General features: G+C 59.9%; 24 protein-coding genes. 18 read left to right on the top strand and 6 right to left on the bottom strand.

The window, feature by feature from the left end:
- Positions 1-3: 3 nt before the first annotated feature.
- Genes lepB through acpS form a run of 6 tightly spaced genes read left to right on the top strand, consistent with a single transcriptional unit; the run spans position 4 to position 4,307 of the window.
- Positions 4-921: a signal peptidase I gene (gene lepB / locus AC2D8U_RS09790; RefSeq protein ID WP_484618851.1), complete on the top strand. Its 918-nt coding sequence runs from the start codon at positions 4-6 to the stop codon at positions 919-921.
- Complete coding sequence (rnc, locus tag AC2D8U_RS09785; RefSeq protein WP_484618850.1) at positions 918-1,595, top strand: ribonuclease III; 678 nt, start codon at positions 918-920, stop codon at positions 1,593-1,595. The genes lepB and rnc overlap by 4 nt, the downstream gene beginning before the upstream one ends.
- Complete coding sequence (era, locus tag AC2D8U_RS09780) at positions 1,592-2,497, top strand: GTPase Era (protein ID WP_484618849.1); 906 nt, start codon at positions 1,592-1,594, stop codon at positions 2,495-2,497. The genes rnc and era overlap by 4 nt, the downstream gene beginning before the upstream one ends.
- A complete protein-coding gene (recO, locus tag AC2D8U_RS09775; protein WP_484618848.1) occupies positions 2,484-3,203 on the top strand; it encodes a DNA repair protein RecO in 720 nt (239 codons plus the stop codon). The genes era and recO overlap by 14 nt, the downstream gene beginning before the upstream one ends.
- Positions 3,181-3,915: a pyridoxine 5'-phosphate synthase gene (gene pdxJ, locus AC2D8U_RS09770; protein WP_484618847.1), complete on the top strand. Its 735-nt coding sequence runs from the start codon at positions 3,181-3,183 to the stop codon at positions 3,913-3,915. Before recO ends, pdxJ begins: the two co-directional genes overlap by 23 nt.
- Positions 3,915-4,307 carry a holo-ACP synthase gene (acpS, locus tag AC2D8U_RS09765; RefSeq protein WP_484618846.1) on the top strand — a complete coding sequence of 131 codons (393 nt, stop codon included), beginning with the start codon at positions 3,915-3,917 and terminating at the stop codon, positions 4,305-4,307. The genes pdxJ and acpS overlap by 1 nt, the downstream gene beginning before the upstream one ends.
- 64 nt (positions 4,308-4,371) lie before the next feature.
- Here the strand turns inward: acpS and AC2D8U_RS09760 are convergent, their stop codons facing one another.
- Together AC2D8U_RS09760 and AC2D8U_RS09755 are read right to left on the bottom strand one after the other, a co-directional pair.
- Positions 4,372-5,640 carry an HlyC/CorC family transporter gene (locus tag AC2D8U_RS09760; protein ID WP_484618845.1) on the bottom strand — a complete coding sequence of 423 codons (1,269 nt, stop codon included), beginning with the start codon at positions 5,638-5,640 and terminating at the stop codon, positions 4,372-4,374.
- 96 nt (positions 5,641-5,736) lie between these two features.
- Positions 5,737-6,525, bottom strand: coding sequence for a cytochrome C assembly family protein (locus AC2D8U_RS09755; RefSeq protein ID WP_484618844.1), 789 nt, complete (start codon positions 6,523-6,525; stop codon positions 5,737-5,739).
- A gap of 238 nt (positions 6,526-6,763) precedes the next feature.
- Here AC2D8U_RS09755 and ffh point away from each other — a divergent pair, with 238 nt between their 5' ends.
- The 12 genes from ffh (at position 6,764) to AC2D8U_RS09695 (ending at position 16,794) form a co-directional block, all read left to right on the top strand.
- Positions 6,764-8,131: a signal recognition particle protein gene (ffh, locus tag AC2D8U_RS09750; RefSeq protein ID WP_484618843.1), complete on the top strand. Its 1,368-nt coding sequence runs from the start codon at positions 6,764-6,766 to the stop codon at positions 8,129-8,131.
- Between the two features lie 168 nt (positions 8,132-8,299).
- Positions 8,300-8,551, top strand: coding sequence for a 30S ribosomal protein S16 (rpsP, locus tag AC2D8U_RS09745; RefSeq protein ID WP_484618842.1), 252 nt, complete (start codon positions 8,300-8,302; stop codon positions 8,549-8,551).
- 23 nt (positions 8,552-8,574) lie between these two features.
- Positions 8,575-9,105 (top strand): ribosome maturation factor RimM, encoded by a 531-nt coding sequence (rimM, locus tag AC2D8U_RS09740; RefSeq protein WP_484618841.1) that lies wholly within the window; start codon positions 8,575-8,577, stop codon positions 9,103-9,105.
- 16 nt (positions 9,106-9,121) lie between these two features.
- Entirely contained in the window at positions 9,122-9,868 is a 747-nt protein-coding gene (trmD, locus tag AC2D8U_RS09735) for a tRNA (guanosine(37)-N1)-methyltransferase TrmD (RefSeq protein ID WP_484618840.1), read from the top strand.
- A 30-nt stretch (positions 9,869-9,898) separates the two neighbouring features.
- Positions 9,899-10,246, top strand: a complete 348-nt coding sequence (gene rplS / locus AC2D8U_RS09730) for a 50S ribosomal protein L19 (protein ID WP_484618839.1) — start codon at positions 9,899-9,901, stop codon at positions 10,244-10,246.
- 629 nt (positions 10,247-10,875) lie between these two features.
- Positions 10,876-11,952: a 3-deoxy-7-phosphoheptulonate synthase gene (locus AC2D8U_RS09725; RefSeq protein ID WP_484618838.1), complete on the top strand. Its 1,077-nt coding sequence runs from the start codon at positions 10,876-10,878 to the stop codon at positions 11,950-11,952.
- Positions 11,952-13,088: a bifunctional chorismate mutase/prephenate dehydrogenase gene (tyrA, locus tag AC2D8U_RS09720; protein WP_484618837.1), complete on the top strand. Its 1,137-nt coding sequence runs from the start codon at positions 11,952-11,954 to the stop codon at positions 13,086-13,088. The genes AC2D8U_RS09725 and tyrA overlap by 1 nt, the downstream gene beginning before the upstream one ends.
- 30 nt (positions 13,089-13,118) lie before the next feature.
- Positions 13,119-13,394, top strand: coding sequence for a polyhydroxyalkanoic acid system family protein (locus tag AC2D8U_RS09715; RefSeq protein WP_484618836.1), 276 nt, complete (start codon positions 13,119-13,121; stop codon positions 13,392-13,394).
- A gap of 198 nt (positions 13,395-13,592) precedes the next feature.
- On the top strand, positions 13,593-14,027 hold the full coding sequence (locus tag AC2D8U_RS09710) for a phasin-related domain-containing protein (RefSeq protein ID WP_484618835.1): 435 nt from the start codon (positions 13,593-13,595) through the stop codon (positions 14,025-14,027).
- Positions 14,028-14,053: 26 nt separating this feature from the next.
- The gene (locus tag AC2D8U_RS09705) at positions 14,054-14,407 is read left to right on the top strand and encodes a phasin family protein (protein WP_484618834.1); all 354 of its coding nucleotides are present in this window, start codon (positions 14,054-14,056) and stop codon (positions 14,405-14,407) included.
- Positions 14,408-14,438: 31 nt separating this feature from the next.
- The gene (locus AC2D8U_RS09700) at positions 14,439-15,863 is read left to right on the top strand and encodes a wax ester/triacylglycerol synthase family O-acyltransferase (RefSeq protein WP_484618833.1); all 1,425 of its coding nucleotides are present in this window, start codon (positions 14,439-14,441) and stop codon (positions 15,861-15,863) included.
- Between the two features lie 10 nt (positions 15,864-15,873).
- A complete protein-coding gene (locus AC2D8U_RS09695) occupies positions 15,874-16,794 on the top strand; it encodes an alpha/beta hydrolase (RefSeq protein WP_484618832.1) in 921 nt (306 codons plus the stop codon).
- 33 nt (positions 16,795-16,827) lie between these two features.
- Here the strand turns inward: AC2D8U_RS09695 and AC2D8U_RS09690 are convergent, their stop codons facing one another.
- The 4 genes from AC2D8U_RS09690 to AC2D8U_RS09675 form a co-directional block, all read right to left on the bottom strand.
- Positions 16,828-17,433 carry a TetR/AcrR family transcriptional regulator gene (locus AC2D8U_RS09690; RefSeq protein WP_484618831.1) on the bottom strand — a complete coding sequence of 202 codons (606 nt, stop codon included), beginning with the start codon at positions 17,431-17,433 and terminating at the stop codon, positions 16,828-16,830.
- A 1-nt stretch (position 17,434) separates the two neighbouring features.
- Positions 17,435-17,935, bottom strand: coding sequence for a DUF2505 domain-containing protein (locus AC2D8U_RS09685; RefSeq protein WP_484618830.1), 501 nt, complete (start codon positions 17,933-17,935; stop codon positions 17,435-17,437).
- 11 nt (positions 17,936-17,946) lie between these two features.
- Positions 17,947-19,926, bottom strand: a complete 1,980-nt coding sequence (locus AC2D8U_RS09680) for an SDR family oxidoreductase (RefSeq protein WP_484618829.1) — start codon at positions 19,924-19,926, stop codon at positions 17,947-17,949.
- 173 nt (positions 19,927-20,099) lie between these two features.
- Complete coding sequence (locus tag AC2D8U_RS09675) at positions 20,100-21,992, bottom strand: chorismate mutase (protein ID WP_484618828.1); 1,893 nt, start codon at positions 21,990-21,992, stop codon at positions 20,100-20,102.
- Between the last annotated feature and the right edge of the window lie 71 nt (positions 21,993-22,063).

The raw sequence follows: 22,063 nt of genomic DNA, 5'->3' as shown, positions 1-22,063 counted from the left end.
TTCATGGCAACCCTGTTCTCGCACCTGTTGGTGCTGTTGACCCTGGCCACCGGACTGGTCTGGGCCTTCGATCACTATCTTCTGCGGCCCAAGCGGGTCGCGGAGCTGGCGACGCTCGAAGCGGATCCCAAGGTGGATCTGGACGAGGAAGCTCGTCACAACGTCCTGCGGGAGGGGGCCATTGCCGAAAACTGTCATGCGGTCTTCCCTGTGCTGGCCGCGGTGCTGATCCTGCGCTCCTTTTTGTATGAGCCGTTTCAGATCCCGTCGGGCTCCATGATGCCGACCCTGCTGGTGGGCGACTTTATCCTGGTGGAGAAGTATGCCTACGGCATCAAGGATCCGGTCTGGCGCAAGACCCTGGTGGAAACCGGGCAGCCGAAACGGGGCGACGTGGCCGTCTTTAAATACCCCCAGGACACTCGCATCGATTACATCAAGCGGATCGTGGGCCTGCCCGGTGACCGGGTGATCTACCTGAACAAAGAGTTGTACATCCAGCCAGCCTGCCCCACTGGGGAGGCGTGTGAGCCGCTGCGTAAGGTGAACCGTGCCCCGGTGAATCGGGGAGAGTTCAACCATGGAGCGATCGCCATGGAGCGTCACCGCGAGGTACTGGGAGAGGTGACCCACGATATTCTGGTCAACCCGATGCAGCCTGAGCCGACCCCCTACTACTACCAGCAGAGCGGTACGGAAGTGGGTGAGTGGATCGTGCCCGAAGGGCAGTACTTTGCTATTGGTGATAACCGGGATAACAGCCAGGATGGCCGTTTCTGGGGCTTTGTCGATGAGCAGTTGCTGGTGGGCAAGGCCGTGTTTATCTGGATGTCTTTTGAATTTGAGCGTGGCGCCAACAGCTGGCTGCCCAAGTGGGTACCGACTGGCGTCCGCTTTAACCGGATTGGAGGCCTCGAGTGAATCAGGCGAACCTGAACCGTTTGCAGGATGCACTGGATTATCGATTCAAGGATGAAAAGCTGCTGGCACTGGCACTGACCCATCGCAGTGCCGCCGGGCAGCATAACGAACGACTGGAGTTCCTGGGTGATGCCATCCTCTCGATGGTGGTGGCCGAGGATCTCTACCTGCGTTTCCCCCGGGTGACCGAAGGGGACATGACCCGAATGCGGGCGACCCTGGTTAAGGGCGTGACCCTGGCGGAGCTGGGGCGTGAGCTGCAGCTGTCCGAGGTGATCCGCCTGGGGCCGGGCGAGTTGAAATCCGGTGGTTTTCGCCGGGAGTCGATCCTGGCCGATGCGGTGGAAGCGATCTTCGGTGCCGTCTTCCTCGATGGCGGGATCGAGCGGGCGAAGCCCCTGATCCTGGCACTGTATAAGTCACGCCTCGATGCCATCAAGCCGGGCAGCCGGCAGAAAGATCCTAAGACCCGTCTGCAGGAGTACCTGCAGGGGCGTAAGAAAGCATTGCCGGAATATTCGGTGATCACCGTGGAAGGGGATGCCCACGATCAAACCTTTACCGTGCGTTGCACCGTGGAAGACCTGGCCGATCCTGTGATTGGCAAAGGCAGTTCACGACGCAAGGCCGAGCAGGAAGCCGCGGCTCAAACCCTGGAGTTATTGATCCAATGAGCGAAACCACCTATTGCGGCTTTGTCGCCATCGTCGGCCGTCCCAATGTGGGCAAGTCCACGCTGCTGAACCGGATCCTGGGTCAGAAGATCAGTATCACCTCCCGCAAGCCGCAAACCACTCGGCACCGGATCATGGGGATCCACACCGAAGGCGCCTACCAGACCATCTTCGTGGATACCCCAGGGCTGCACAAAGAGGAAAAGCGCACCATCAACCGCCTGATGAACCGGGCGGCGGCCAGCTCCATCGGTGATGTGGAGATGGTGGTGATGATGGTGGAAGGCACCAAATGGACCGAAGATGATCAGATGGTGCTCAACAAGATCAAACGTGGCTCCGGCGGTCGGAAAACCATTCTGGTGGTCAACAAGATCGATCAGGTGAAAGACCGGGCCGAGCTGATGCCCCATCTGCAGTGGCTGCAAAGCCAGTTCGATTTTGATGCCATCATCCCCATGTCTGCGGGTAAAGGGGATGATCCGCAAGCCATCATCAAGATGGCCCAGGAGCTGCTGCCCGAGTGCATCCACTACTTCCCCGAGGACTATGTTACGGATCGCAGCCAGCGCTTTATGGCGGCGGAGATCCTCCGTGAGAAGCTGATCCGTTTCCTCGGTGACGAGCTGCCCTATTCGCTGAATGTGGAGATCGAGCAATTTGCCGCGGACGAGAAGGGCATTTTCCATATCAATGCCTTGATCCTGGTGGAGCGCGAAGGCCAGAAGCGGATGGTGATCGGCAACAAGGGCGAGAAGATCAAAACCATTGGTCAGCAGGCGCGCATCGACATGGAAGAGCTGTTTGACACCAAGGTGTATCTCGAGACCTGGGTCAAGGTGAAGTCCGGTTGGGCGGATGACGAGCGGGCACTGCGCAGCCTGGGTTATGGCGACGACTGAGCCGCTCTTCCGCTGCTACTTACTGCACGCCCGGCCCTACCGGGAAACCAGCCTGTTGCTGGATCTGCTGGTCGAGGATCACGGCCGCACTGCGGCCGTCGCCCGCGTCGGTGGCCGCAGCGGGGCGGCGAAGAAGGCGCAACTGCAGCCCTTTCGCCCCCTGCTGGTGGGGTTGACCGGCCACTCCAGCCTGCGCACCCTGGCTCAGCTGGACGCCCCTTCACTGCCCCTGCCCCTGACCGGCGACGAGCTGTTTGCCGGCCTCTACCTCAACGAGTTATGTCAGCGCCTGCTCCAGGAGGGTCAACCCCTGGAGGGGGTGTTTGATGCCTACCATCAGGCTCTGGTCGCCCTGGCCTCAGAGCAACCGCTGCAGCCGACCCTGCGCTATTTTGAGCTTGCCCTGTTGCAGGGTGCGGGTCATCTGCCTCAGTTATTACAGGATGCGCAAGGCGTTGATATAAATAGCGAACAGAATTACGCTTGGCGCTCTAAAACCGGCTTTCTGCCCGTCTATGGTACGGGCTACTCGGGGGCAACCCTGCTGAACTGGCAGGCTCAGCAGTTACATGAGCCGCTTCAGCTGCGCCAGGCCAAGCATCTGGTGCGTACCGTATTGACTCCGCTGTTGGGCAGCAAACCGCTGCACAGCCGGACGCTATTTCAGAAACAACGAGGACGACATGAGCATTCTTCTGGGCGTTAACATTGATCACATCGCCACCCTGCGCCAGGCTCGGGGCACCGACTACCCGGATCCGGTTCACGCCGCCGCCGTTGCGGAGATGGCCGGTGCCGATGGGATCACCATCCACCTGCGGGAAGATCGCCGCCACATTGTCGATCGTGACGTGGCACTGCTGGCACAGACGCTGAAGACCCGAATGAACCTGGAGATGGCGGTTACCGAAGAGATGCTCGCCATTGCCGAGCAGACCGCACCGGCCTACGTCTGCCTGGTGCCGGAGAAGCGGGAAGAGCTGACCACAGAGGGCGGCCTGGATGTGGTGAGTCAACTGGACAAGATCACGGCGGCGGTGACTCGCCTGGCGGCCAAGAAGATCAAGGTCTCCCTGTTTATCGATGCCGATAAGGCGCAGATCGACGCAGCGGTAGCCAGCGGCGCGCCCTATATCGAGATCCACACCGGTGCCTATGCCGACGCCGAAACCGACGCCGAACAGGCCGCCGAATTGGCCCGCATCGCCGAAGGGGCGCGCTATGCCGCCGGCAAGGGGTTGGTGGTGAATGCCGGCCATGGCCTGCACTACCACAACGTCAAGCCCATCGCCGCCATTCCCGAGTTTTATGAACTCAACATCGGCCATGCCATCATCGCCCGTGCGGCCATCGAGGGGCTCGGCCCTGCGGTGAGCACCATGAAGCGCTTGATGCAGGAAGCGCGGCAGGGGATCTGATGGCGATCATCGGCCTGGGCACCGACGTGGTGGAGATCGAGCGCATCGCCCAGCGGTGCGCGCGCAATGGCCAGGAGGGGGCCGAGCGGTTTGCCGAACGGATCCTGACCCCAAATGAGCGGGAGGAGTGGTCCCGACACAAGGAGCCATCTCGCCTTCTGGCCAAGCGCTTTGCGGTCAAGGAGGCAGCGGCCAAGGCCCTGGGTACCGGCATTGGTCGCGGCGTGTCGTTTCAGCATATCGAGCTGGGTCACGATGAATGGGGCGCGCCCAAGCTACGCCTCAGTGGCGGCGCCGCCGATCGCCTGGCAGCCCTGGGTGGACAGCACTGCCATGTCAGCCTGTCCGATGAGCGCCACTATGCGGTCGCTACGGTGATCCTAGAGCGCTGAGCGCGCTATTGATAAACGAAAACACCGTCCTCGGACGGTGTTTTTTGTTAGCTATCCGCTGCTCTTACCCCATCGGCTGGATCCGCACCGACTTCACCCGGTTATCTGCCACTTCGACCACCTCCATCTGATGACCGGCCACGTGCAGGCCGGTCCCCGGCGGTGGGATCTCCTCCAGCTGCTCCAGGATCAGTCCATTGAGGGTCTTGGGCCCGTCGGTCGGCAGCTTCCAGCCGGTTTCCCGGTTGAGATCCCTCAGGGTGATGCTGGCATCCACCAGCAGGTTACCATCGGCCTCCCGGCTGATGTCCTCGCTGGGCGGGGTCTGCAGGCCGGTGGTGAAGTCACCGACGATCTCTTCCAGAATGTCCTCCAGGGTCACCAGCCCCTGAATATCACCGTATTCGTCGACCACCAGGCCGATCCGCTCCTTGGCGCGCTGGAACTTGAGCAGCTGAACATTGAGCGGGGTGCCCTCGGGGATAAAGTAGATCTCCCGCACGGCCCGCAGCAGGGTGCCCTTATCGGATTCCTTCTGGCCTTCCTTGGTGAGCAGGCGCAGGACGTCACTCAGATGTACGAAGCCCACCACATCGTCGATATTGTCGCGATAGAGCAGGACCCGGGTATGGGGGCTGTGAGTGAGCTGACGGATGATGGCCCGGTAGTCGTCGTTGATGTCGATGGCGTAGAGCTCGGCCCGGGGGATCATGATGTCCTCCACCGTGACCTTCTCCAGATCCAGGATGGAGACCAGCATCTCCCGGTGGCGCCGGGGGATCATGGCGCCGGCCTCGTGGACCACGCTGCGCAGCTCTTCGGCGGAGAGGTGATCGCCCTTACCCTGGGCGTGGTGAACCCCGAGTAGGCGGAGCAGGGCGTTGCTGATCAGGTTGACCAGCCAGACCAGGGGGTAAAACAGGCTCATCATGGGCTTGAGGATGAGGCTGTTGGGGTAGGCCAGTTTCTCCGGATGGAGCGCGGCCAGGGTCTTGGGGGTGACCTCGGCGAAGATCAGGATCACCAGGGTCAGGGCACCGGTGGCGATGGCGATCCCCCAGTCACCGAACAGGCGCTGGCCGATGATGGTGGCGATGGCCGAGGCAAGGATATTAACCAGATTGTTGCCGATCAGGATCAGGCCGATCAGCCGGTCCGGCCGTTGCAGGAGCCGGTCGGCCCTTGTGGCCCCCTTGTGGCCCTGTTGGGCCAGGTGGCGCAGGCGGTAGCGATTCAACGACATCATCGCCGTTTCCGTACCGGAGAAGAAGGCGGAGATAACGATCAACAGGGCGAGGAGCAGGAATAAACTACTGGTGGCTATGGCGTCCAACGCGGGATCTCAAATGACAACAAGGAGCTCCAATGAAACGGCGAACCCGGCCCGCTGTCAAGTCGGACGGGGTTCGTCGGCGATTTGGGGCCAAATTTACCTTAGGATCAGCTCTTTAACCACACGGCTGCCAAAATAGGCCAGGGTCAGCAGGGTGGCGCCGAGCAGGCTGTAGGCGACGGCGGTGCGGATCCGCACGCCCCGCAGGTGATGCTGCAGCAGCATGGCGCCGTAGACGGCCCAGGCGATCATGGAGAGCAGCGCCTTGTGGCCCTTGCCGTCCCCCAGGAAGTTGTCCAGGAACAGCCAGCCGGTCAGCAGGCCGGCGGAGAGCAGAATAAAGCCGACCCAGATAAAGTGGTAGAGCTGCTTTTCGACCGTCATCAGCGGTGGCAGGTTGCTGGTCAGCATCAGTTGCCGATCCTTGAGGCGGCGATCGATCCCGGCCAGCTGCAGGGCATAGAGGGCGGCCAGCAGCATCACTGCATAGGCCACCATGGCAAGGAACACATGGATCAGGACCGCAGGCTGAGCTTCGAAGTGGGTGATGTACTGGGGCGGCAGCAACCACAGGCCTGCCACCGAAAGGGTGGCGCAGGCGTAAACCGCCGGGGCCACCACCAGTACCTTGAGACGAGGTAGCATGACGGTGATCGCCAGGGTGATGATCAGCACCACCATCGACAGGGTGTTGGTCAGACTGAAGTTTTGGCCGTTCTTCAACAGCATGGCATCGGCCAGGGCGATCCCGTGACCAACCAGGGCGATGGCCGCTACCAGAGTGATCTTGCGGCGGTCTGGACCGTCCGGGTGCAGCATGCGTGAGGCCAAGAGGGCGAAGGCGATGACGTACCCCAAGATCGCCAAAACAGCGAATAACTCCATGTGATCCCTTTTCGCAAAATGTGGACACGGCCTTTGGTGGCGGTGTATCAGGTGTTACTGACAGCTTATCATGGGGTTAACCCTTTGCGCAGGGGGCCAATGGTGCCAGATGTGATCCAGGCAGGATTCCGCGCAGTCTGCGATGCTGACCCTGAGCCTGGACGCGGGTGCCATTGTGGTCGGGGATCGGGTGTCGCTATAATGGGCGCTTGTTTCTTTAATTGGTACAGCACAGGCGATGTTCCAGAATCTCTCCGAGCGTCTTAACCAGACGCTGAAAAGCATCAGCGGTCGCGGTCGACTGACCGAAGACAACATCAAGGACACCCTGCGTGAAGTACGCATGGCGCTGTTGGAGGCGGACGTTGCCCTGCCGGTGGTGCGGGACTTTATTAAGAAGGTGCGTGAACGTGCCGTGGGGACCGAAGTCAGCAAGAGCCTGACGCCGGGCCAGGCGTTCGTTAAAATCGTTCGCACCGAGCTTGAAGCGGCCATGGGGGAAGCCAATGAAGCGTTGAACCTGGCAACCCAGCCACCGGCGGTGATCATGATGGCGGGCCTTCAGGGGGCGGGTAAAACCACTTCCGTAGCCAAGCTGGCCAAGCACCTTAAGGAACGTCAGAAAAAATCCGTCATGGTGGTCAGTGCCGATGTCTATCGTCCCGCCGCCATCAAGCAGCTTGAGACTCTGGCCGCTGACGTCGAGGCGACCTTCTTCCCCTCCAGTATCGAGCAAAAGCCGGTGGATATTGCCAAGGCCGCCATCGCCGAAGCGAAGAAGAAATTCATCGATGTGGTGATCGTCGATACCGCAGGTCGACTCCATGTCGACGGGGCGATGATGGAAGAGATCAAGGCGCTGCATGCGGCCATCTCGCCCATCGAAACCCTGTTTACCGTCGATGCCATGACAGGTCAGGACGCGGCCAATACGGCCAAGGCGTTTGATGAAGCCCTGCCACTGACCGGGGTGATCCTGACCAAGGTGGATGGTGACGCTCGAGGCGGTGCCGCCCTCTCTATTCGTCACATTACCGGTAAGCCAGTCAAATTCCTCGGTGTCGGTGAGAAAACCGATGCCCTGGAGCCCTTCCATCCGGATCGGGTGGCGTCCCGGATCCTTGGTATGGGGGACATGCTCTCCCTGATCGAAGAGGTTGAGGCCAAGGTCGACAAGGAGCAGGCGCAGAAGCTCGCCACCAAGCTCAAGAAAGGTGAAGGCTTTGACCTGGTTGATTTCCGCGACCAGCTGCAGCAGATGAACAACATGGGTGGCATGATGGGCATGCTGGAGAAAATGCCAGGCATGGGTCAGTTGCCACCGGAAGCCCTGGCCCAGGTGCAGGATGACAAGATGACCAAGCGGATGGAGGCGATCATCAACTCCATGACGCCGAAGGAGCGGGCCCGTCCGGATATCATCAAGGGCAGTCGCAAGAAGCGCATCGCCGCCGGTGCCGGCACCAACATCCAGGAGGTGAACAAGTTGCTTAAGCAGTTTACCCAGATGCAAAAGATGATGAAGAAGATGAAGGGCGGCGGCCTGAAGAAGATGATGCGTGGCATGGGTGGCATGATGCCTCCTGGGATGAAGTTTCCGCGATAAAAATTCTGTCAGACCCCCGACCGCTGGCTAGACTTAGCGGTCGGGTGGCGATGAATTATCCCGATCGGTTGCATTGAGCGCGAGTTCAGGTAAAATCGGCGGGCTTTCTACCTTGGGGCCGTTCTGCGGCCCCTGTTTTATTGAACACCATTAGAGGATGTAAACCGTATGGTAACCATTCGTTTGGCTCGCGGTGGCGCGAAAAAGCGTCCGTTCTACTCTGTAGTTGTAGCGGACAGCCGCAACAAGCGCGACGGCCGTTTTATTGAAAAAGTGGGTTTCTTCAACCCAATCGCAACTGGTCAAGCTGAAAAGCTGCGTCTGGACCTGTCTCGTGTTGATCACTGGATCGCACAGGGCGCCGGCGTATCTGACCGCGTTGCTACCCTGATCAAGGACGCCCGCAAAGCGGCTGCCTAATCAGGCTTAGGTAGGGCAAACACATGACCAACTCCCAGGACTTAATCGTCGTCGGCCGTCTCGGTGCGGCGTACGGGATCCGCGGTTGGCTGAAGGTCAATGCCTTTACCGACGCACAAGAGGGTATCTTTGACTACTCTCCCTGGCGCGTTATGTTCCAGGGGCAGTGGCAGGAAGTGAAGGTGGCCAACTGGCGCCAACACGGTAAAGGTGTGGTCTGCAAGCTGGAAGGGGTCGATGACCGCAACCTGGCCGAGCAGTACATTAACGCCGACATTGCCATCCTGCCTGAGCAGCTCTCCGAGTTGCCGGAAGACGAGTTCTACTGGCGTGACTTAGTGGGTTGCAGCGTGGTGAACGCCAAAGGCTACGACATGGGTGAGGTGACCGGGATCCTGGAAACCGGCTCCAATGACGTGCTGGAAGTGAAAGCCAAGGGTAACGATGCCTTCGGCAAGCGGGAACGTTTGATTCCGTTTGTCACCGAGCAGTTCATCCTCGAGGTGGACCTGCCTGGAAAACAGATTAAAGTCGACTGGGATCCGAGTTTCTGATCGCAAGGAGCTGTCTATGTGGCTAGGGGTTGTCACCCTTTTCCCTGAGATGTTTCGTGCTATCACAGACTTCGGGGTAACCGGTCGGGCCGTGAAAAACGGCATTCTTCAGGTTAAGATGTGGGATCCTCGGGATTTCACCCATGATCGCCATCGCACCGTGGACGATCGCCCTTATGGCGGCGGACCGGGCATGTTGATGATGGTACAGCCTTTGCGTGAGGCGATCCGCGCGGCGAGAGCCGAGGCGGGGGAAGGGGCCAAGGTGATTTATCTGTCCCCCCAGGGCCGCAAGCTGACCCAGTCTGGGGTTGAGCAGCTGGCCACCTATGAGCGCGTTGTGCTGGTGTGTGGTCGCTACGAAGGTATCGACGAACGCATTATCGAAGCCGAAGTGGATGAGGAGTGGTCCGTTGGTGATTACATCCTCAGTGGCGGTGAACTGCCGGCCATGAATTTGATCGACGCGGTGGCCCGTTTGGTGCCCGGCGTGTTGGGCAAAGCGGCCTCGGCAGAGCAGGACTCCTTTTCGGATGGCCTGCTGGACTGTCCCCACTATACCCGTCCGGAAGTTCTGGAGGGGCAGGCGGTACCGGAAGTGTTGCTGAGCGGCAACCATGAATTGATTCGGAAATGGCGCCTCAAGCAGTCCCTGGGACGGACTTGGGAGCGGCGGCCGGAACTCTTAAATAACCTAGCTCTGACTGACGAGCAGGCGAAATTGCTTGCAGAGTATGTCACCGATACACAGGTGAAACGTTAGAGTTTTCAGTATATCTAGGATGAGAAGATTATGAGCAACATCATCAAGCAGCTTGAACAAGAGCAGTTGAAGAGCGACGTACCGGCCTTTGGCCCTGGTGACACCGTCGTTGTTCAGGTACGTGTAACCGAAGGCGACAAGACTCGTCTGCAGGCCTTCGAAGGCGTGGTTATCGCTAAGCGTAACCGCGGTCTGCACTCTGCGTTCACTGTACGTAAAATCTCCAATGGTGAAGGCGTAGAGCGTGCGTTCCAGACTCACTCTCCGCTGGTAGAAAGCATCACTGTTAAGCGTCGCGGTCGCGTACGTCGTGCCAAACTGTACTACCTGCGTGAGCGCAGCGGTAAGTCTGCACGTATCCGTGAGCGTCTGAACTAAGATCGGTTTTCCGAGATTAGTACAGTCTTACAAGCCCGCCTTTATGGCGGGCTTGTTTGTTTTGGGAAAAGCCCTAGGGCAGAGCCTGGATACTAGGGAAGAGCCTGGGAACTAGGGATAAAGCCTAGGTACTAGGGATAAAACCTAGGTACTAGGGATAAAGCCCAGGTACTGGGGATAAAGCCCAGGTACTAGGGATAAAGCCTAGGTACTGGGGATAAAGCCCAGGTACTGGGGATAAAGCCCAGGTTCCAGGAAAACCGCTGCTTTGCTGCTCGACCTAGCACCCAGCACACAGCACCCAGCACCTGTCACCTAGCACCTGTCACCCGTCACCTGTCACCTGTCACCCGTCACCCGTCACCTGTCACCTGTCACCTGTCACCCGTCACCTGTCACCTGTCACCTGTCACCTGTCACCCGTCACCTGTCACCCGTCACCTGTCACCTGTTCCCCGCTTTTCCCTGTTCCCTAGCACCTGGTGCCTCATATCCAGGCGAAATTGTCTTTTATAAGCCTTTTGTGCCTATTGATAGTCTAAATCCCTGTTTACATAAGTTGCCATGCTTGGCAAGCTGGTCTGCAGACCGCGATAGGGCGGCGTGAAGTGAAGATAACGAGGCCTCAAGTGCACAAGGACAGCATTAATAACATCCATATCGATTCCGAACGCGTACTGAGCACGCCGGCACAGCTGAAAAGCGAGTTGCCGCTGTCGGACAAGGCGTATCGATATATCCTGGATGCACGCCGTCAGGTCGCCGATATTGTTCATAAGCGTGACAGCCGTTTGCTGGTGATCACCGGCCCTTGCTCCATCCACGACGTGGAGGCGGCCAAGGAGTATGCCCTGAAGCTGAAGAAACTCCATGATGAGCTGGGTGAGCAGTTCTACATTCTGATGCGGGTCTACTTTGAAAAACCGCGCACCACGGTGGGCTGGAAGGGGCTGATCAACGATCCGGATATGGATGGCTCCTTCAACATCGAAAACGGCTTGCGCCAGGCGCGTGAGTTGCTGATCTGGCTGGCAGAGCTGGAGTTGCCGGTGGCCACCGAAGCCCTGGATCCCATCAGTCCCCAGTACCTGGGTGAACTCTTCTCCTGGTCTGCCATCGGCGCTCGCACCACGGAATCCCAAACACACCGCGAGATGGCTTCCGGCCTCTCCATGCCGGTGGGCTTTAAGAATGGCACCGATGGCAAGCTGGATGTGGCGATCAATGCGCTGCAGGCGGCTTCGCACAGCCACCGCTTTATGGGGATCAATAAAAACGGTCAGGTGGCCCTGCTGACCACCCAGGGGAACCCGGATGGTCATGTGATCCTGAGGGGGGGCAAGCAGCCGAACTATGATTCGGTGAATGTGGCCCTGTCCGAGGCGGCGCTGCACAAGCATGGGCTCAATGCCCGCCTGGTGGTGGATTGCAGTCATGGAAACTCCAGCAAGGACCACGCCCGCCAGCCTCTGGTGGCGCAAAACGTGTTCCATCAGATCATGGATGGGAATACCTCCATCATCGGGATGATGCTGGAGAGCCACCTCAAAGAGGGTAACCAGAGCTCGGATCTGCCCAGGGAACAGCTGGAGTACGGCCTCTCCATCACCGATAAGTGCATCGATTGGAGCACGACCGAGTCCCTGTTGCGGGTGGGTGCCCAGGCACTGGCCCCGAAGCTGCCTACCCGGTTTGAGGAGGCGTGATGGCGGAGCCAAGCAGTAAGGCCCTGGATGGACTGAGAGTCAAGATCGACGCCGTCGATCAGGAGCTGTTGCAGCTGTTGCGTCGCCGCCTGGATCTGGTTGCGGAAGTCGGCACCATCAAGCACAGGGAGGGGGTGCCGATCTACGCCCCCGCCCGTGAAGCCAGCATGCTGGCCAAGCGGCGGTCCGAAGCCGAAGCGATGGGGATCCCTCCCCAGCTGATCGAGGATCTGCTGCGCCGTGTGATGCGGGAGTCCTACGTTTCGGAGAAGGACGTGGGGTTCAAGCGGGTGGCACCGGAGCTGGGTCCTGTGGTGATCGTCGGCGGTGCGGGCAAGCTGGGTGGCCTGTTTGCCCAGCTCTTTACCCTGTCCGGTTACGAGGTGCGGATCCTGGATAAGGAGGACTGGGAACGAGCCCCTCAGTTGCTTGACGGTGCCGGGGTGGTGGTGATCTCCGTACCCATAGAGATCACCTGTGAGGTCATCGAGCGTTTGCCGAAGCTGCCCGCGGACTGTTTGCTGGTGGATCTGACCTCCATCAAGCAGGCCCCTCTGGCGGCCATGCTCAAGGCCCACCAGGGCCCGGTGCTGGGACTGCACCCCATGTTCGGCCCCGATGTTGCCAGCCTGGCTAAGCAGGTCGTGGTGGTGTGTCATGGCCGGGACGAGGCTAACTACCAGTGGCTGCTGCAACAGATCACCATCTGGGGGGCCCGTCTGCACGAGGCGCCGGCGTCGGAGCACGATCAGGCGATGCAACTGGTGCAGGCGATGCGCCACTTTACCGCCTTTGTCTACGGCCTCCATCTTAAGCGGGAGCATGCCGATATCGAGCAGTTGCTGCAGTTCAGCTCCCCCATCTATCGATTGGAGCTGGCGATGGTCGGGCGGTTGTTTGCCCAGGATCCCAGCCTCTATGCGGACATCATCTTCGCCCAGCCCGATGCGCTTGCCCGGGCCCGACACTACCTGGCTCGCTATCAGGAGGCGTTGGCCATGCTGGAGGCCGGCGATAAGGCCGGATTCTGCAACAGTTTTGCCGAGGTGGCAGACTGGTTTGGCGACTTTGCAGAGCAGTTTCGCAGTGAGAGTGCCAATATGCTGATGGTGGCCAATGACAGCCGCAGCGGCTAAGGTGTGGAAAGGGCAGTGACGGGAGGCTTCATGGCCAAGATCCATATCGAACGGGGGCATCGGCTCGATCCCCCCTCTCTGCGCCAGTTGGTGGACCAGGTGGCCCACTCCCTGGAGCAGGAATATGCCCTGCACTGCCAGTGGAGTGGCTCTGAGCTGGTGTTTCGCCGCTCCGGTGCCCATGGCCGCCTGGTCGCGGCCGCCGACCACCTGGTGATCACCCTGGAATTGGGGCTGTTATTGCGCCCCCTGGCGGGGGGGATCCATGCCGCCATCGAGCGCCGGCTCGATGAGCTGCTGGGTTAGGGCCAAGCCCAAAGGCCTGCCATTCAAGGGAGCAGGCTTCAGTAGCCCAGCTTCGCAAACGTTTCGATGCAAAAACATTGCCCCATTTGATCAGGGTCAATTCCCACCGCCCCTTTAGAAAGCCCTTTCTAGCCCACCTCCATAGACTGAGATCAGGGAAGCGCATACTGCGCCCGGATCGAAGTGAAGGAGGACGTCATGTCAAACCGCGATTACCAATCCCAAGTTGAACAACAGGAAGCGTTGGCCCGCAAGATCTGGCTGGCTGGCCTGGGTGCCTATGCCAAGGGGGCCAAAGAGCTGAATCAGCTGTCTGAGAAGTCCCGTACCTGGTTGGATGAACTGGTAGAGCGGGGCAGGGAGATGGAAGCACAGACCAAGACCCGACTCAAGGACGCTCAGGAGCAGACGACCCAGGCGATGGAGCAGCAACTCAATAGCCGAGTGCAAAAATTCACCGGACTGGATCCCCGTCAATTGGATGAACTGGATGCCAAGCTGGATCAACTGACTCGTGTGGTCGATCAGCTGGCCGAAGCGAAGGCGGAAAAGCCTGTGGCTCCGGTGGAAGTGGTGGAAGCCAAGAAACCGGCAGCACGTCGGACTCGCAAGGTCGCTGCCAAAGATAGCTGAGCGCCCCACGGCGCAAGGAGGAGTGTATGAACACCGATATCCGTGACAAAGCACAAGCCTGGTTGGGTGACAGCGAGCAGATGGCTCGAAATATCTGGTTGGCTGGCCTTGGGGTCTATAGCAAGAGCCTTGAGGAAGCCAAGCAGCTCGAGCAGGAGGGGACCTCAGCCTTCGACACCCTGGTAGACGAAGGGCGTGCCATCGAGGCGCAAACCCGGGAAAGCATCGATAAGCAGGTGGCTAACGCCAATCGCAATGTCGAGCAGCGAGTCCAGGCCCTGTTCAGCCGACTCAGTGGTGTGAATCCACAACGGATTGAGGAGCTTAACGATAAGCTTGATAAGCTGACTCAAGCGGTTGAGAAACTTGCCAAGGAATAGGCAAGGGGAGCGTTGAAATCAAGGAGGGCCGATGGCCAATTTATCTCTGCTGGATCTGGGTTTCGTGCTGTTCGAAAGCGATGCGACACCGTTGCATATCAGCGGTTTGGTCTTGCTGACACCCCCGGAGGCGTCCCGCATCGGCTTCGGCCGTCGGATGGTCGAGCAGATGAAAACCAGCGGCCCGGTGCGGGCACCGTTCAACAGTGTCTTGCACTGGGGGCTGACCCGTTTGCCTCACTGGCGCGCGGCACGACAGGTGGAGATGGATTACCATATTCGCCACTCCAGCCTGCCGGGTCCGGGAGATATGCACCAGTTGCTGGAGCTGGCGGGCCGGATCCACAGCTATCGGCTGGATCGCAGTCGCCCATTATGGGAGCTTTGGGTGATTGATGGCCTCGTTGGCGGTCAGGTCGCCGTGTTGTTCAAGATGCATCATGCTCTGGCCGACGGGGTTCGGGCTTCTCAGCTGTTTGCCCGCAGCTGCAGCACCGAGCCCGATGGCGTAGCCACCCTGTTTTGGCAAGGCAGTGAAGATGAGGATGCCACCGCCCGACAAGCCCGTGATTCCCTGTTGGCCACCCTGCTCAAACCGGCACTGTGGCGACGTCAACTTGGAGCCAGTGTTGGGCTGGCCAAGCTGGCCGGTAAGCTGGCACTCAATGCCGCCGATCTGGCACCGACCCGGTTGAAGATCCCCTTTACCGCCCCCCGTACGCCATTTAATGTCAGCCCGGACCGGGCCCGTACCGTGGCCTTGTGCAGCCTGCCGCTGCGTCGTTTCTCTCGCCTGGCCAAGCTCACTGGCAGTACGACCAATGATGTGATGCTGACGGTGTGTGATATGGCACTGCAGCGTTATCTGCAATTACACAACTGGCAGGGTGATAAGCCCCTGGTAGCCCTGATGCCCATTAACCTGCGTCAGGATGACAACATCAATACCGCCTGTAATAAGATCAGTTTGGGCTTGGTGGAGCTTGGCCATTGTGACGATCCTCCCCTGGTACGACTGAAGGCGATCCGTGATGGTACGGCAGGGATCAAACAGGAGGCGCTGGATCTGTCGCCGGACGCCTACTACCAATACTCCATCGTGGTCAATGGGTTGGCATTAGCCGCCGGCCGCCTGGGCCTGCATCATTACCTGCCTCCGGCGACCAATATGCTGATCTCCAACGTCCATGGTCCGAAAGAGATCCTCTACTTTATGGGGGCCAAGGTAGAGCAGATCTTCCCGCTGTCCCTGCTCCTGCCGGGCCAGACACTGAACGTGACCCTGCTCAGCTATGCCGGCCAGATGCATTTTGGTTTGATCTGCTGCCGACGTTCACTGCCGGGGTTCGAAGCGATTGCGGAGCACTTGGAACAGGCTTTGGCCGAGTTGGAGCAGGAAGCTTTGCAGGCGTTGAGCTCTGTATTAGAGAGTCGGGCCGTCAACGACGAGAACTGAGGAGTAGACCATGCCTAGCTGGCGCTCTAAGGCACTAAACAAGTTGCTGTTTAGCGTTATACGCAGTCGCCTTTCCCGCTGCGATGACGTCTACAGCCTGCGCAGTGCCTTGGCGGAGCTGGAGCGCCTGGGCAGCTATATTCTGCCCCCCCAGGGACTGGAGACCATCAGCGATCGGATCGGAGGAGTTCCCTGTGACTGGGTGAGCACAGGAAACCCGGCGGGTGACACGGTGATCCTCTACCTGCACGGCGGCGGATTTTGTCTTCGAACCCCGTATATCCATGGTGCCTTCCTGGGACGGCTGGCCGAGATGTGTCAGGCCCGAGGATTGATGGTGGATTATCGCCTGGCGCCCGAGTTTCCCTATCCGGCGGCGGTGGAAGACTGTCTCTGGGTATACCAGGGGCTACTGGAGCAAGGGATGGTCCCGGGTCAGATCATCCTGGCGGGGGATTCTGCGGGGGGTAACCTGGTGCTCACCACCATGCTGCAGGCGAGGGAGCAGGGGTTACCCCTGCCAGCTGCGGCGATCCTCTTGTCTCCTGCCCTGGATATGGCACTCAATGGTGAGTCCGCCTTTTTGCTGCGGGAGTTGGATCCCTTCTTTGATCTGGGCACCTTGCTGCTGATGCGCAACGCCTATCTCAATGGCCATATGCCTTGCGATCCCCTGGTCTCGCCCGTTTACGGGGAACTGCATGGGCTGCCTCCCCTGATGATCCACGTAGGCGCCCTGGAGATCCTGCAGGATGACTCGGTGCGTCTGGTGGCCCGGCTGCGCCGGGCTGGAGGGGAGAGTGATCTGACCATCTGGCCCGGTATGGCCCATGTCTTTCCCCTGTTCTACCAGTTGCCGGAGGCCAAGGAAGCGGTCGATCGGATGGCCGGCTTTATTCGTCATTACACTCGGCCCCATCCCTTGGGCTAGTCTGGCTGACACTTGGAACCCTTTGCCTGCCTGTCACTCCTCAATAGTCAACCTGGCGACCGCGGGGTGCTGGTAGGGGGCCAGTAACAGCGCCAGGCGGGTAACGCCGTCGCGCACCCGAGTCTGCTCATCAAGCTCACCATCCAGTACCGTGTCATAACTCAGGCTACCCAGGGTCGTCAGCATCAGGCTGTCGGCGAGGGCATCGCGCAACGGCGGTGACAGCCCCAAAGGTTGGATCTCATCCATGCCAGCGAGCAGGGTGCGGCCAAACTGACGCAGCTTCTGGATCAGCCTTAACCATTTTCTCGGGATCCGTCCCTGGGCAAAGCGAAATGCCTCCTGATCACGAAACAGGAAACGAAAGTGGTGGCAGATCCGCAACACGGAGTGGAGCAGGGGATCGTACTCTTTGGGCGTCAACTCGTCGGTGCGGATCTTGTGAATAAGCCTGCCCAGTGCCAGTTCGCATTCGGCCATCAGGGCGGCGAGGATCTCCTCCTTACCGCGGAAGTGGTAATAGAGGTTGCCCGGGCTGATCCCCAGATGTTCGGCGATATCGACGCTGGTGATCCTGGCCGCGCCGGCGTCATTAAACAGCGTCAGGCTGGCGTCCAGGATCCGTTCCCGGGTACCCATCTCAGCTTACCTCGGCTTGGCAGGCGCTCAACAAATAGCCACGTTCCTGCTCGATCAGGCGTTGGCTGTCGTCAAAGGCAAACTTTTCCAGCTTACCACCGACGAAGGGCAGGGCCGATTTGAAGCTCAGTTGCACCACATTTTCACAGCCCTGCTCGGTATCCTGGAGGCAGAGCGTGCCCTGGATCCGGATAGGTACGCCGGGCAGTTCGATGCTGAGGCGGCACAGGTAGGGGCCACCAACGGGCAAATGCCAGAGCTCGGTTTGCTCGATCCGGTTACGCTGGCCCAGCAGCGAGCGCAGGGCGGCAGGGATCTGACTGAGCACCTCACGGCTCGTGTTCAGGCGGTAGCTCTCATCGTCGTGTTGACTCTGCCGAAGCAGCACCTTGCTGGCTTCCAAGGCTTCGTATTTCTCCTTGATCCTGTCAGGCTCAATAAAGTGCGCCAGCAGGCGTTCGGCGCTGCAGGGGTAGGCGTGGATCAGTTTCAGGGTTTGCATGGCATGACTCCTTAGAAGTAGATCCCGCGCATCAGGGCGGCAAGGTTGATCTGTTCCTGACGTCTCGCCAGTGTGGTGGACTCACCCTGTGCAGCACTGTCCGGGAACATGCGAAACGAGGTGTTCATAATGATCTCCGCCAGTTTGGGCGTGATCGCATGCAGGGTGGCACCGAGGATCCCCAGGCGTGTAGCGATCCGCTTGGGGCGATGCAATAGCGCTTTGACCACCAGATCGGCGGCTTCGTCCGGCACCAGGGTCGGTACCTCGTCATACAGCTTGGTGGGAGCGATCATCGGCGTCTTGACCAGGGGCATATTGATGGTGGTAAAACGGATCCCCATGTCTGAATACTCCGAGGCAGCACAACGGCTGAAGGCGTCCAGGGCGGCCTTGGACGCCACATAGGCGGAGAAACGCGGGGCGTTGGTCAGTACTCCGATGGAGCTGATATTGATGATATGACCGCTGCGCCGCGCTTCCATCTCACCGAGGACTCCCAGGGTCAGGCGCAGGGCGCCGAAGTAATTGATCGCCATGGTGCGTTCGAAGTCATGGAAGCGATCCTTGGCATCACTGACCGAGCGACGGATGGAGCGACCGGCGTTATTGATCAGCACGTCGGCGCCTCCATGTTCCTTGTGGATCCAGCCCAGCAGACGTTCGACATCGGATTCGATGGTGAGATCGGCGGTGCAGCAGTGGGCATCGGCGCCCAACTCCCGAGCCAGGCCGCAGGCCTGCTCCAAAGCCTCCGGCTCCCGGGCCACCATCAAGACCTTGAGCCTGCAGCGCGCCAGCTTCTTGACCGTGGCCAGCCCGATCCCCGAACTGGCACCGGTGATCAGCACCGTCTTGCCGCGCAACTTGTCACACAGGCATTGGTTGATGTCCAGTTCGGGATCCAGCTTGCGCTCCCAGTAATCCCACAGGGTCGGGGCATAACTGGCCAGGGAAGGGCACTGGATCCCACCCTTGAGCAGTTCAGCCTGGGTTTCACGGCAATCGAAGCGGGTTGGGTAGTTGAGCAGCTTGAGTGCAGCCTCGGGCAGGCCGTACTCCTCCAGGATGGCACTGGTGATCCGGCGAGCCGGAGGATAGTTCATCGCCATCTGCAGCAAGTGGCGGGGCAGGAGATCCAGCAAACGGGTATTGAGCCGTAACGCCATCTGCGGGGCATGGGCTGCCTGGGCAAACAGGTTGATCACCTCACCGCTGCGCATCGGATTGGGATCCGTCAGGTGGAAGCAACGGCCATCAAGGCCATCGGCATGGGCCAGGTGATCCATGGCATCGGCAACAAAATCGACCGGCACTATGTTGAGACGCCCCCCCTCCGGTCCCAGCAGGGGGACCCATTTGGGCAGGTTATCCCTTAACTTCTGTATCAGTTTGAACACCATGTAGGGCCCATCCACTCGGTCCGCTTCGCCGGTCCGGGAGTCACCCACGACGATGCCGGGACGATAGATCCGAAAGGGCACGGCACAACCATCGCGTACCGCCTTTTCCGCCAGGTGTTTGGTCAGGAAGTAGGGGTTATCGAGCTGTTCCGCCTCCTCGAACATGGACTCGGTGAAAGTGCCCCGATAGAGGCCTGCCGCGGCGATGGAGCTGACATGATGAAAGCAGCCTACCTGCAGCTGTTTGGCGACGTCGAGTGCGTGCTTGGTGCCGTCGACGTTGGCGGCCACCTGTTTGTCGGCGCTGGCATTGAGATCATAGATGGCAGCCAGGTGATACAGATGCTGGATCTGGCCCTGCATCCTGTCCAGATCGGCCTCGCTGAGACCCAGGCCAGGCTGGGTGAGATCGCCCTGTATCGGCACCAGGCGGCCCGGGGACAACGCCAGAGTGCGGCCGATCGCATCCAATTGGTCGGCCCCTTTTTCGCCCCGCACCAGGCAGAACAGCGTGCCATCACGCCGTGCCAGCCTGGCGAGTAAAAAGCGCCCGATAAACCCGGTTGCACCGGTAATGAAGTAGCCCATGGCGTCCTGCCTCCTCGATCTGCATATCTGGTCCGTCCAGTTACCCATTCTGACTGAGCCCGGCGGGAGTTCAAAATGTAATCGATGAAAGCTTGCTTCGGATCAATTAGTCACCAGTGGATTGGGGTAGGTAGAAAAACGCCCCCAAGGAGGGGGCGTCGAGACGAACAGGGTTAACGGTAGAGTTGGCTCATCAATGGGGCGAGCAGGGAGGGGGTGAATGCCTCATCCAATGGCTGAAGTACACCGTCGGCCCCGGCGGCCCGGGCACCCTGAAGCAGGGCCTCCGCCAGGGGCAGGGCATCGGCAGTCAGGCTGGGAGCGATAAGCACCGGCAGGTGGCTATGCTGTTTGAGCCAGGCGACCATGGCCAGATCCAACTGGGGCTGGCCATCGTTCAACTGTCCCGGCTCACACAAGATCACCTGTTGATTGCCCTTTGCCAAGATGGTCTCAGCCGCCTTCAGTAACGCCGGGCCAGAAGCACCCGCCTGGCGCATCAGGATCACTGGGCGCTGGCTCTGTCCAGCGGCGCTGAGCAATTTGCTATCGGTCATACTCTGGGGGGGGATCCGCAGCAGATCGCACTGAGCAGAGACACTGGGTAGCTGATCAGCCTGACTCAGTTCACCGATCACGGGCAAGCCGAGATCGCGGCCCGTGTGTGCCGCGGCTTCCAAGCAGGTGTCACTGCTCTCCTGTCCACCCCATAAGGCAGCGCCTCCGTACTCCTTGAGGGTTCGGCCACACTCCTGTAAGGCCTGGGCATTGCCGTCGACCGGGCCGGCCAGCACCAGGAAACTGCCATCGCCCAGCACCTGATGGCCCAATCGGATCTGAGTGGACTCGTCCTTGTGTTCGCGGCTGTGAAGATCGGCGATCTGAGTCAGACGCGGATCATTGGCCAGCGCCTGACTGTCCAGCTCGGTGGGCAGCACGGTCTCACAGGGGTAGCAGCCCAGCACTTTGACAAAGCGGGTGATCCGGGTCAGTTCACGCAGGGCGGCCTGCATATTGTCGTGGCGTACGTTGCCACTGATATCCAGGTAGAACATCTCCTCCCAGGGATTGCCGTGGATAGGGCGGGACTCCAGTTTGGTCATGTTGAGTCCGTGATCCCTCAAGACTGCGAGGGCTTCGACCAGGGCGCCGGGCTTCTGACCCGTGGCCATCAGCAGGGTGGTTTTGGCAGGCACCTGGGGGGGCACGTCGACCCCTTTGCGCGCCACCACCATAAAGCGGGTTTCATTGCGGGGCTGGTTGGCAATGTTGCGCTGGTGGACCGTCAGCCCATACAGGGCTCCACCCCGTTCGCTGCCCAGGGCGGCACTGCCCGGGTTGTTGGCGGCTCGCTGCATCGCTTCCGCGCTGCTGGCACAGTACTCCTGCTGGACATTGAGATTGGCCAGGTAACGGCTGCACTGAGTGTGTACCTGGGAGTGGGCAAAGACCCGCTCTACCTGATCCATCTGAGTGCCCTCGGGCAGCAGTACGCAGTGGGGAATGGACTCGGTGGTCTCACCGACGATGTGCAGGTGAGTGTGTTGCAACAGATCGAACACCTCGTTGATGGAGCCTGACGAGGTGTTTTCGATGGGCAGTACCCCATAGTCGGCCTGGCCCTGCTCAACCGCTTCGATAATGGCATCGAAGCTCTCCTGGCCCAACTCCTTGAGTTGAACGTCACGGCGTCCGAAATAACTATGACAGGCCAGGTAACTGTATGAGCCCCTGGCCCCCAGGTAGGCGACCCGGATCTGGGTCTGGTCCTGGGGATTGTGCTGGGATTGGAACCAGGCTTGCTGGCGCAGGACCGAATCTTCGATGATGGCGTGAAAGAGCCGGGAAACGTATTGGCCGTCCAGCCCCAGGGCCCTTCCTTCGGCCACCAGACGGGTCAGCAGGGCACTTTCTCGCTCGCTGTCACGCACCGGCTTGGTGACGTCCGCTTTGGTGCGGGCGACGTCCAAACTCAGTTCGCGGCGGCGGGCCAGCAGTTCCAGCAGTTGCCGATCCAACGCGGTGATCTGTCTGCGTATGGGTTCCAGTGGGTGTTCCTGGGTCATGATGCGATCCTTCCAATACAAAAAAACCTCCCAGTGGTGGGAGGCTTTCGGATTTCGCTGTGACTATGCGA

The organism is Ferrimonas sp. YIN67, from assembly GCF_057219095.1.
Note: the sequence above shows the minus strand (reverse complement) of the source record. Positions and strands in the feature narration are given on the sequence as shown.

What these genes read in the sequence shown, in the direction of transcription:
- lepB (WP_484618851.1), top strand. Translation starts at nt 4, where the DNA reads ATGGCAACCCTGTTCTCGCACCTGTTGGTGCTGTTGACCCTGGCCACC.
- era (WP_484618849.1), top strand. Translation starts at nt 1,592, where the DNA reads ATGAGCGAAACCACCTATTGCGGCTTTGTCGCCATCGTCGGCCGTCCC.
- recO (WP_484618848.1), top strand. Translation starts at nt 2,484, where the DNA reads ATGGCGACGACTGAGCCGCTCTTCCGCTGCTACTTACTGCACGCCCGG.
- pdxJ (WP_484618847.1), top strand. Translation starts at nt 3,181, where the DNA reads ATGAGCATTCTTCTGGGCGTTAACATTGATCACATCGCCACCCTGCGC.
- acpS (WP_484618846.1), top strand. Translation starts at nt 3,915, where the DNA reads ATGGCGATCATCGGCCTGGGCACCGACGTGGTGGAGATCGAGCGCATC.
- AC2D8U_RS09755 (WP_484618844.1), bottom strand. Translation starts at nt 6,525, where the DNA reads ATGGAGTTATTCGCTGTTTTGGCGATCTTGGGGTACGTCATCGCCTTC.
- ffh (WP_484618843.1), top strand. Translation starts at nt 6,764, where the DNA reads ATGTTCCAGAATCTCTCCGAGCGTCTTAACCAGACGCTGAAAAGCATC.
- rpsP (WP_484618842.1), top strand. Translation starts at nt 8,300, where the DNA reads ATGGTAACCATTCGTTTGGCTCGCGGTGGCGCGAAAAAGCGTCCGTTC.
- rimM (WP_484618841.1), top strand. Translation starts at nt 8,575, where the DNA reads ATGACCAACTCCCAGGACTTAATCGTCGTCGGCCGTCTCGGTGCGGCG.
- trmD (WP_484618840.1), top strand. Translation starts at nt 9,122, where the DNA reads ATGTGGCTAGGGGTTGTCACCCTTTTCCCTGAGATGTTTCGTGCTATC.
- rplS (WP_484618839.1), top strand. Translation starts at nt 9,899, where the DNA reads ATGAGCAACATCATCAAGCAGCTTGAACAAGAGCAGTTGAAGAGCGAC.
- tyrA (WP_484618837.1), top strand. Translation starts at nt 11,952, where the DNA reads ATGGCGGAGCCAAGCAGTAAGGCCCTGGATGGACTGAGAGTCAAGATC.
- AC2D8U_RS09715 (WP_484618836.1), top strand. Translation starts at nt 13,119, where the DNA reads ATGGCCAAGATCCATATCGAACGGGGGCATCGGCTCGATCCCCCCTCT.
- AC2D8U_RS09710 (WP_484618835.1), top strand. Translation starts at nt 13,593, where the DNA reads ATGTCAAACCGCGATTACCAATCCCAAGTTGAACAACAGGAAGCGTTG.
- AC2D8U_RS09705 (WP_484618834.1), top strand. Translation starts at nt 14,054, where the DNA reads ATGAACACCGATATCCGTGACAAAGCACAAGCCTGGTTGGGTGACAGC.
- AC2D8U_RS09700 (WP_484618833.1), top strand. Translation starts at nt 14,439, where the DNA reads ATGGCCAATTTATCTCTGCTGGATCTGGGTTTCGTGCTGTTCGAAAGC.
- AC2D8U_RS09695 (WP_484618832.1), top strand. Translation starts at nt 15,874, where the DNA reads ATGCCTAGCTGGCGCTCTAAGGCACTAAACAAGTTGCTGTTTAGCGTT.
- AC2D8U_RS09690 (WP_484618831.1), bottom strand. Translation starts at nt 17,433, where the DNA reads ATGGGTACCCGGGAACGGATCCTGGACGCCAGCCTGACGCTGTTTAAT.
- AC2D8U_RS09685 (WP_484618830.1), bottom strand. Translation starts at nt 17,935, where the DNA reads ATGCAAACCCTGAAACTGATCCACGCCTACCCCTGCAGCGCCGAACGC.
- AC2D8U_RS09680 (WP_484618829.1), bottom strand. Translation starts at nt 19,926, where the DNA reads ATGGGCTACTTCATTACCGGTGCAACCGGGTTTATCGGGCGCTTTTTA.
- AC2D8U_RS09675 (WP_484618828.1), bottom strand. Translation starts at nt 21,992, where the DNA reads ATGACCCAGGAACACCCACTGGAACCCATACGCAGACAGATCACCGCG.